This window comes from Vibrio sp. Vb0888 (genome assembly GCF_033338835.1).
Taxonomy (GTDB): domain Bacteria; phylum Pseudomonadota; class Gammaproteobacteria; order Enterobacterales; family Vibrionaceae; genus Vibrio; species Vibrio alginolyticus.
On the sequence record NZ_JAWOTL010000274.1, the window covers coordinates 1 to 1,108 of the forward strand.

General features: G+C 48.5%; 2 protein-coding genes. Both read right to left on the minus strand.

The window, feature by feature from the left end; all coding sequences use genetic code 11:
- Positions 1-3: 3 nt before the first annotated feature.
- Entirely contained in the window at positions 4-849 is an 846-nt protein-coding gene (locus R7P72_RS25580; RefSeq protein ID WP_318111037.1) for an enoyl-CoA hydratase-related protein, read from the minus strand.
- Positions 850-886: 37 nt separating this feature from the next.
- Positions 887-1,108, minus strand: a 222-nt coding sequence (locus tag R7P72_RS25585) for a carboxyl transferase domain-containing protein (RefSeq protein WP_318111039.1), incomplete at its 5' end; no start/stop codon positions are given.

Consider the following 1,108-nt stretch of genomic DNA (forward strand, 5'->3'; position numbering starts at 1 on the left):
GTGTCATTCTTCCTCCGCATCAGGTTGATGGACCCAGCTCGGAGGCCGTTTTTCTAAGAAAGCTTGTAAACCGTCTTGCCCTTGCGGCGATACACGGATATCGGCGATCAATTGGCTGGTGTAGCGGATAAGCTGAGAATCAATGGGATTTTGGTGGCATTGTTCGCAGAGTGCTTTCGCTTTTCTCATCGCATCTGGGCTATTGAGTAGCAAAGAAGCGACGACTTCGCTTACGCATGATTCAAGCTCCTCATCTTCTTTCACTTCATGCACGATGCCAAACTGTTGCGCTTTAACCGCAGGGATGACTTCACCACTGAGGATGTAACGACGTGCTTGTCGATTGCCCATCGCACGCATCACGTATGGTGCAATGGTGGCGGGCACCAATCCCAATTTGACTTCACTCAAGCAAAACTGAGCGGAGTTGGTGGCGATAGCGATATCGCTGCAGCAAATTAGCCCCAATGCGCCACCAAAGGCTGAGCCTTGTACGACAGCGATGGTGGGTTGAGGGAAGGTATCTAACGTTTCCATTAAGCGAGCGAGGCTTTGTGCATCGACTAGGTTTTCTTTTCGGGTACTATTTGCCATCGATTGCATCCAAGCTAAATCCGCACCAGAGGAAAAGTGTTTGCCATTACTGCGCAGCACTAAGCAACGCACATCGGTTCTTAGTGCAAGATAATCTAAGCGATGGATGATCAAATCAATCATGCAGGCATCAAAGGCATTGTGTTTCTTTGTCAGATTCCGTGTCAGCGTTGCAACACCGACTTCGTACAACTGCCAAAGCCCCTCATTGTGTCGTTGAGCGTTTGGAACAATGCTTGGTTGTCTTTCCTGCATAATGATTTCCTTGTGAACGTTTATTTCAATTGCGCGGTTACATTCTAAAGATGCCAAATTCGCTATCAGGTATTGGCGCGTTGAGCGCAGCCATTAACGCTTGTGCAAGCACGTTTCTCGTCTCTTTTGGGTCAATGATGCCGTCGTCCCATAATCTTGCACTGGCAAAGTACGGATGCCCTTGGGTCTCATACAAGTCTATGATCGATTCTTTGAAAGTGTGTTCTTCTTGCTCGGACCATTCTTCGCCGCGACGTTG

What these genes read in the sequence shown, in the direction of transcription:
- R7P72_RS25580 (WP_318111037.1), bottom strand. Translation starts at nt 849, where the DNA reads ATGCAGGAAAGACAACCAAGCATTGTTCCAAACGCTCAACGACACAAT.